The following is a 7,242-nucleotide window of genomic DNA, read 5'->3' as shown; positions in this document are numbered from 1 at the left end:
CCGACCCGCGCCGCGAGCCCCGCCACCGCGGAGCGCAGCTCGGGCCGCTGCCGATGCACCGTCTCCAGGACCACGTGCTGCGCCGGTTCGGCTGCGCGCACCGGCGCCGGCCGGGCCGAGCGCCGCGCGAGCTCGCCGTCCAGCTGCGCGAGCACCCGCGCGCGCTCGCCGTGGAACGCCCCGGTCGCGATATCCGGATCCCCGAACACCCACACCCGACTGCCCGCGTCGACGCACGCGGCGAGGAGCGCCAGCTCCCCCTCCCCGAGCTCGTGCGCGTCGTCGACCAGCACGAGCCGAGGGATCGGCACACCTGGATCGGCGTGCCCTGCGCCGTCGCCCCCGCCGGCCCCCGGCTGGCGCAGCCACCCCTCGGCGCGCACCACCTCGGCCGCGGCGCGCAGGAGCCCGCTGGAACTCAGCTCGCCCGGCCGCTCCGCGCGCACCCGCTCGGCCACCGCCGCGATGAGTTCAAGCCCGTCACCCCACCGGCCAGCCAGCTCGGGATCGGGAAGCTCGGTGACCGCCTCGCTGCCGCGCCCCACCGCCGCCTCGCGCAGGGTGGCGGCGAGCGCCTGCGGCTCCCACCCGAAGTTGTCGGCGACCCGCCAGAGCTCGCGCAGCTCCGCACGGAACGCGGCGCTCTGCAGTACCTCGGGCGGGATCCCGGCGATGCCGGCGCCGCCGTGCGCGGCGCCGTCGGCCACCACGCGCGCGATCGCCTCGTCCTGCACCGTGCCGGTGAGCAGACGCGGCGCGTCCTCCCCGCGGAGCGCTGCGCTGCGGCCGAGCAGTGCGAACGCGAGCGACGCGGCGGTGCGCACCGGCGTGCCGCCGAACGCGCGCCCGAGCCGGGCCGCGATCGCCGCGCGCAGCGAGGCCGCGACGAGCCGATTCGCGGCGAGCACCATGACGTCGCCCTCCCGCCAGTCCTCGCGCTCGCCGAGCGCCACGAACGCCTCGATCAGCGTGCGCGTCTTGCCGCTCCCCGGCGCCCCCAGCACGCGCGCGTGCCGAGCCGGATCGAGTGCGAGGACCCGGCGCTGCGAGGAATCGAGGGAAGTCATGCGGCCAGCCTACTGAGGGCCTCGGACATTCGGGCTGCGCGTGCGCGGCGCCGTCCAGCGGCCGGGTCGCGGCTGCTGCGCTCACGGCGAACGCGTGCCCCGATCCCCGTCGCGAGCGAGCGTCCCGCCATAGACTCGAAGCACCAGCACACCGTGTGGCCGACGCGCCACCCGTTAGAGGAGGCCCAGTGGAAGTTCGCATCGGCATCAAGCAGTCGCCCCGTGAGCTCGCGTTCGAGACCGACGCCACCGCCGAGGAGGTGCGCGGGCTCTTTGACGCGGCAGCGGCGCAGGATTCCGACTTCGTCACGCTGCAGGACACCAAGGGACGCCAGTTCCTCGTCAACGCGGAGGCCGTGACCTACATCGAGTTGGGCGGCGAGGCCGAGCGCCGCATCGGGTTCGTCAGCTAGCACCGCCCGCTCACCAACTTGCCCCGAGTGTGGTGCAGATTCCCGAGGGATTCTGCACCACACTCGGGGCAAGTCGTGGTTTTGGGGGTCGGCCGCCAGGCCGGCCAGGCCAGCCCGGCCCGGCGGCTATTCCCTGGCCGCGGCGTCGAGCTCCTCGCGCACGGCGTCGAGCAGGCGCTCGGCCACCTCGCGCTTCGACCCGGCGACGCTCGCAACGACCGTGCCGTCGGCGTCGAGCACGCGCAGCGCGTTCTCCCCGGACTCGAAGCCTTCGTTCCAACCAACGGCGTTCACCGCGAGCAGGTCGACGCCCTTGCGCGCGAGCTTTCGGCGACCGCGCTCCAGCAGCTCGTCCTCACTCTCGACGGTCTCGGCGGCGAAGCCGACGATCACCTGTCCCGGCCGGCGCTCGCGCACGAGCCCGACGAGCACATCGGGGTTCTCCACGAGCGAGAGCGTCGGCGCGACGCCGGGTGAATCCTCCTTGCGGATCTTGCCGTCGGCGACCTCGGCGACGCGGTAGTCGGCAACCGCCGCCGCCATGATCACGGCCTCAGCGCCGGCGGCCGCTGCGTGCGCCGCCTGCTCGAGCTCGGCGGTTGAGCCGACCGGCACCACCCGCACCGCAGCGTGGTCGGCGACCTCCGCGAGCACGGCCTCGTCGATGTTCGCCGCGAGCAGCACCACCTTCGCGCCGCGCTCCGCCGCCGCCGCCGCGACCGCGACGCCCTGGCGGCCGCTCGAACGGTTGCCGAGGTAGCGCACCGGATCGATCGGCTCGCGCGTGCCGCCAGCGGTCACGAGCACCCGGATCCCGTCGAGATCGCCCGGCTCGTCCGAGCGAGCGTCCGCGCCAGGCTCGCGCTCCGCAGCGGCGCCAGCATCGGCCGCCGCCGCAGGGGCGTCCCCGTCCCCCGCGCTCGGCGCGGTCGCCGCGCCAGGATCCCGATCGAGACCGGCCGCGTCCGCGGCATCGGCGGCGACGCCGGCGGCGAGCAGCTCGGCGATCCTCGCGAAGATGTCCGCCGGCTCGCTCATGCGCCCCGGCCCGGTGTCGTTCCCGGTGAGCCGCCCGTTCTCCGGGCCGACGAACACGACGCCGCGCGAGCGCAGAATCGCGACGTTGTCCTGCGTGGCCGGGTGCTGCCACATCTCCGTGTGCATCGCCGGGGCGACCACAACGGGCGCGCGCGTGGCGAGCAGGGTGGTGCCGAGGAGGTCGTCGGCGAGCCCCGCGGTCATCCGCGCGAGCGTGTTCGCCGTCGCCGGGGCGACCACGACAAGATCCGCCCGCTGCCCCAGCGCGACGTGCCGCACCTCGGGCACGTCGTCGTGCACCGAGGTGGTGACGGGGTGCCGGCTGATGGCCTCCCAGGTGGGCTGGCCAACGAAGCGCAGCGCGTCCGCCGTGGGAATGACGTGCACCTCGTGGCCGGCCTCGACGAGCAGGCGCGCGAGCGCAACAGCCTTGTACGCGGCGATGCCGCCACTGACTCCAAGCACAATGTTCACGCCCCCATCCTCGCACCCGCCGCGGGGAAACGGGGTATGCACGCGCCCGGGGCTACACTCGGGGCCATGTGCACGGTGGTGATTGAGGTCCCGGCGAGCGAGCGCGGCGAGGTGCGGCTGCTCGCGGTCCGCGACGAGGATCCGGCTCGGGCGTGGGATCCGCCGGGCGCGTGGTGGCCCGAGACGTTCCCCGGGGTGCACGGTGTGCGGGATCGGCGCGCTGGCGGGGCCTGGCTCGCCGCCGAGCCGCGCGCCGGGCGGCTCGCCGTGCTCCTCAACCGCGCCGCCGAGGTGGCGGAGCCCGCAGGCGGGTTCGGCTCACGCGGGGCGCTCCCGCTCGCCGCGGTGCGCGGGGTCTTCCCCGCGGCGCCGCCGCCCACCCCGGCGTTCACGCTCGTCTCGATCTCCCCCGGGCGCGCCGAGGTGATCTCCTGGGACGGGATCGCGCTGCGCCGCGAACCGCTCGCGCCCGGCGTGCACATGGTGGATCATCGCGAGGTGGACGATCCGGCATCCCCTCGGATCGCGCGGTGGCTGCCGGAATTCCGCGCGGCCGCCGCACCGCAGCCCGTGGCCGAGCACGCGGGCCCCAGCCCCAGCCCCTGGCGCGAGCGCTGGCACGCGGTGCTCGCCCGCAGCGCGGAGCTCGACCGGCACGACGATCGCGCGATCATCCGCGACAACACCCCGCTCGGCTACGCGACGCAGTCGCTGCTCGTCTGCCGCGCGGCGGCAGGCGGCGCGCCAGCCTCCCCCGAGCTCACGCTCGACTGGGCCGCGCTCGCGGCACCCGGGCGCTGGGCTGCGCTGGAGTTCGAGGCTACGCTGCCCGTTCGAGCAGCACCATGACCTCGAGGTGCCCGGTGTGCGGGAACATATCGAACACGCGCGCCTCGCGGACGCGGAGGCCGGGCATCGCCGCGAGATCCCGCGCGAGGCTCTCCGGGTTGCAGCTCGAGTAGATCACGCCGGGGACGCCAGAAGAGTCGAGCCACGCGGCCAGCTCCGCGCCGATCCCGCGCCGCGGCGGGTTCACGATCACGAGCTCGGGCAGCTCGCCGGCTTCCGCGCCGAGCGCGAACGCGGTCGCGTCCGCCGCGATGAAGCTTGCGTCGATGCCGGCGTCGCTCGCGCTGCGCGCGGCCGAGGCGACCGCTGCCTCCGACACCTCCACCCCGAGCACCCGGCGCGCGACACCGGCGCCTGTGCGTGGCGCGCAGGCGAGCGCGAATCCGCCGACGCCGCAGTACAGATCCCACAGCGATGCCGGATCGCTGCGCGCCACCCAGCGCGCCGCCTGCCCGTAGAGCTCGCGCGCCACCGCGGTGTTGGTCTGGAAGAAGCTCCGCGGCTGCAGGTGCAGCGACACGTCGCCGAGCCCCATGGTGAGCGACGATCCGAGCAGCAGCTCCTCGCGCTCGCCCTCGAGCAGCGCGACGTGCTCGGGCAGCAGGTTCACCGAGATCACCGCAGCCTCGGGGATCGCTGCGCGAAGCTCGGCGAGCCGCTTCCTGATGCGGCTGAGGCCCTCCTCGCTGCGCACCACGAAGCGGAGCATCAGCTCCCCGGATGGCGCTGCGGTGACGTGCACGTACTTCAGCTCGCCGCGCCGCCGCGGCACGCTGTACGGCGGCAGACCCGTCGCGTTGAGGACACTCGCGATGCGCGGGATCGCGGCGCGGATCACGGGTTCCTGGATGAGGCAGTCGCGCAGGTCGATCCCCTCGCCGTCGCGGCCGAGGATCCCGAGCGTCACGTCCCCCGCGACACCGCCGACCACGAGCTTGGCCTTGTTGCGGAAGTCGCGGTCGCCGCCCTGGGCGATGGGCAGCCATGCCTCGGCAGGCACCGCAGGGAGGAGCGCGCGGCAGCGTGCGTCCTTCGCGGTGAGCTGCTCAGCGAGCGGCGTCTCGATCAGCGTGCACGAGCGGCAGCGACCCGCCTCGAAGTACTCGCAGCGCGGCGTGGACATGAGCACGGTCAGGCGGTGAGGCCGAGGCCGTCCATGCGGCGGATGTGATCGGCGATGAGTTCGGTGAACACCGGTTCCATCTCGCTCGCGTCGAATTCGCGGCGCTCGCTCAGCGTGAGCACCGCGCGCGCGACGAGCAGCGTGTCGCCGACGAGGCGGCGGCCCCACAGCGCGAGCCAGCTCGACAGCCCGGAATCGGTGTCGAGCGCCGCCTCGAGGAGCGCCTTCAGCTCGGCTCGGCCGGCGTCGTTGCGGAGAATCTTGATCGCCTCGGCCTGGTAGCTGTCGCGCAGGCCCTCGGCCAAGCTCGCAAAGAAGTCGTCGAAGAGACCGCCGACAAGGTAGAGGGAGAGCACGTGCTGGTGCCAGTCGGGCGTGTCAATGCGCTCAACGTACGAGTCGATGACCGGCGAGAAGGGCGTCATCACGACGTGCGGCTCATGGCCGCGATCCCGAATCTCGGCGGTGAGCAGCTGGTGCTTCGAGAGCGTCTGCCCCGCGATCTCCGCGAGCACGTTCTTCGCCTCGAGCGTCGGAGCACCAGAGACCGCGCGCGTCGCCGCCTCGTACAGCTCCAGCTGCAGGTATGCGGTCAACCCGAGGAACGGCAGGATTCCCGGCGCGAGCTCGGAGAGTTCGACCCGCTCCGTATCCGGCCCCTCGCCACGCGAACGCAGCTTTCGGGCAGGGGCATTCTTCCTGCGCAGCCCACGGATCCACTCGAACACTCTGACAGCTTAGCGCCGCGGTGATCACCGCGGGCGCATGCCGCACGCGAGGCGGGCGGCACGGCGGGCGGCGAGCCCGGCAGTGATCCCGGTCGAAACGAACCGCGTGCCCGCTCACGCGCGCCGCTCGCGCGCGGGAATAGACTGGTCGTCGTACGTATATTCACCGCCGGCGACGCAGGAGCGCCGGCCGCTGCGCTCTTCGGCACTACCGCGCAGCACCGCACCCGCAGAGGACGCACCAGTGACGACATTTCTCGAACTCGGCGTTGACCAGGACATGGTCGACGCGCTCGCCGGCAAGGGCATCGTCGACGCCTTCCCGATCCAGGAGCAGACGATCCCGCTCGCGCTGACCGGGCAGGACATCATCGGCCAGGCGAAGACCGGCACGGGCAAGACCTTCGGCTTCGGCCTGCCGCTGCTGCAGCGCGTTGGCGCGTCGCCCGAGCCGGGCGTGCAGGCGCTCATCGTCGTCCCCACCCGCGAGCTCGCGGTGCAGGTGACCGAGGACCTCCAGCTCGCGGCGCAGGGCCGCGACGCAACGGTCGTGTCGATCTACGGCGGCAAGGCCTACGAGGGCCAGATCGAGCAGCTGAAGGCCGGCGCACAGATCGTGGTCGGCACCCCTGGCCGCCTCCTCGACCTCTCGAACCAGCGCATCCTCAACCTGTCGCAGGTGCGCGAGATGGTGCTCGACGAGGCCGACAAGATGCTGGATCTCGGCTTCCTCGCCGACATCGAGAAGCTGTTCTCGAAGATCCCCGCGATCCGCCACACGATGCTGTTCTCGGCCACCATGCCCGGCACGATCGTGACGCTCGCCCGCCGCTTCATGTCAAACCCCGTGCACATTCGCGCGACCGACCCCGACGAGGGCGCGGCGCAGGCGAACATCGAGCACATCATCTACCGCGCGCACTCGCTCGACAAGGACGAGGTGATCGGCCGGATCCTGCAGGCGGAGGGTCGCGGCAAGACCGTGATCTTCATGCGCACCAAGCGCGCCGCGGCGAAGCTGCAGGAGGAGCTCGTGGATCGCGGCTTCAACGCGGCCTCGGTGCACGGCGACCTGAACCAGGAGCAGCGCGAGCGCGCCATGGCGGCGTTCAAGTCGGGCAAGAAGGACATCCTGATCGCCACCGACGTCGCCGCGCGCGGCATCGACGTCGACGACGTGACGCACGTGATCAACCACACCGTGCCGGACGAGGAGAAGACTTACCTCCACCGCGTTGGACGCACGGGCCGCGCCGGCCGATCCGGCATCGCGGTGACGTTCGTCGACTGGGACGATCTTCACAAGTGGGCGCTCATCAACAAGGCGCTCGACTTCGGGGTCCCCGAGCCGATCGAGACGTACTCCTCGTCGCCGCACCTGTTCAGCGACCTGAACATCCCCGAGGGATCGAAGGGCCGCCTGAAGGCGACGCCCGTGAAGGAGCGCCAGGCCGGCGGGCGCGGCGCGGCGGGCGGACGCGGCGGCGAGCGTTCCGGCGCCGGCCGCTCCGGCGAGGGCCGCTCCGGCGAGGGCTCGCGCACGCGCCGCC

The 7,242-nt window shown here is 73.1% G+C and carries 7 protein-coding genes; 3 read left to right on the top strand and 4 right to left on the bottom strand.

Annotated features, from left to right (window positions below):
- Nucleotides 1–1,067, bottom strand: a 1,067-nt coding sequence (locus EGM46_RS13470; RefSeq protein WP_164512907.1) for a UvrD-helicase domain-containing protein, incomplete at its 3' end; no start/stop codon positions are given.
- A 188-nt stretch (nt 1,068–1,255) separates the two neighbouring features.
- Between EGM46_RS13470 and EGM46_RS13465 the strand changes: the two genes are divergently transcribed.
- A complete protein-coding gene (locus tag EGM46_RS13465; protein ID WP_125100648.1) occupies nt 1,256–1,480 on the top strand; it encodes a DUF3107 domain-containing protein in 225 nt (74 codons plus the stop codon).
- 126 nt (nt 1,481–1,606) lie between these two features.
- On the opposite strand, the gene EGM46_RS13460 is transcribed toward EGM46_RS13465, so the two are convergent.
- Nucleotides 1,607–2,992 (bottom strand): bifunctional phosphopantothenoylcysteine decarboxylase/phosphopantothenate synthase, encoded by a 1,386-nt coding sequence (locus EGM46_RS13460; protein ID WP_125100647.1) that lies wholly within the window; start codon nt 2,990–2,992, stop codon nt 1,607–1,609.
- 66 nt (nt 2,993–3,058) lie between these two features.
- Between EGM46_RS13460 and EGM46_RS13455 the strand changes: the two genes are divergently transcribed.
- Complete coding sequence (locus tag EGM46_RS13455) at nt 3,059–3,841, top strand: NRDE family protein (protein ID WP_125100646.1); 783 nt, start codon at nt 3,059–3,061, stop codon at nt 3,839–3,841.
- Here EGM46_RS13455 and EGM46_RS13450 read toward each other — a convergent pair.
- Both EGM46_RS13450 and EGM46_RS13445 read right to left on the bottom strand, forming a co-directional pair.
- Entirely contained in the window at nt 3,813–4,964 is a 1,152-nt protein-coding gene (locus EGM46_RS13450; RefSeq protein WP_125100645.1) for a methyltransferase domain-containing protein, read from the bottom strand. The two genes, EGM46_RS13455 and EGM46_RS13450, sit on opposite strands and share 29 nt — an antisense overlap.
- A gap of 8 nt (nt 4,965–4,972) precedes the next feature.
- Nucleotides 4,973–5,692 (bottom strand): ferritin-like fold-containing protein, encoded by a 720-nt coding sequence (locus EGM46_RS13445; protein WP_125100644.1) that lies wholly within the window; start codon nt 5,690–5,692, stop codon nt 4,973–4,975.
- 280 nt (nt 5,693–5,972) lie between these two features.
- Here EGM46_RS13445 and EGM46_RS13440 point away from each other — a divergent pair.
- Nucleotides 5,973–7,242, top strand: a 1,270-nt coding sequence (locus EGM46_RS13440) for a DEAD/DEAH box helicase (RefSeq protein ID WP_241156358.1), incomplete at its 3' end; no start/stop codon positions are given.

The organism is Leucobacter chromiireducens, assembly GCF_003917135.1.
Classification (GTDB): Bacteria; Actinomycetota; Actinomycetes; order Actinomycetales; family Microbacteriaceae; genus Leucobacter; species Leucobacter chromiireducens_A.
Note: the sequence above shows the minus strand (reverse complement) of the source record. Positions and strands in the feature narration are given on the sequence as shown.

Coding starts and splice junctions, on each gene's coding strand:
- EGM46_RS13455 (WP_125100646.1), top strand. CDS start 3,059: ATGTGCACGGTGGTGATTGAGGTCCCGGCGAGCGAGCGCGGCGAGGTG.
- EGM46_RS13450 (WP_125100645.1), bottom strand. CDS start 4,964: ATGTCCACGCCGCGCTGCGAGTACTTCGAGGCGGGTCGCTGCCGCTCG.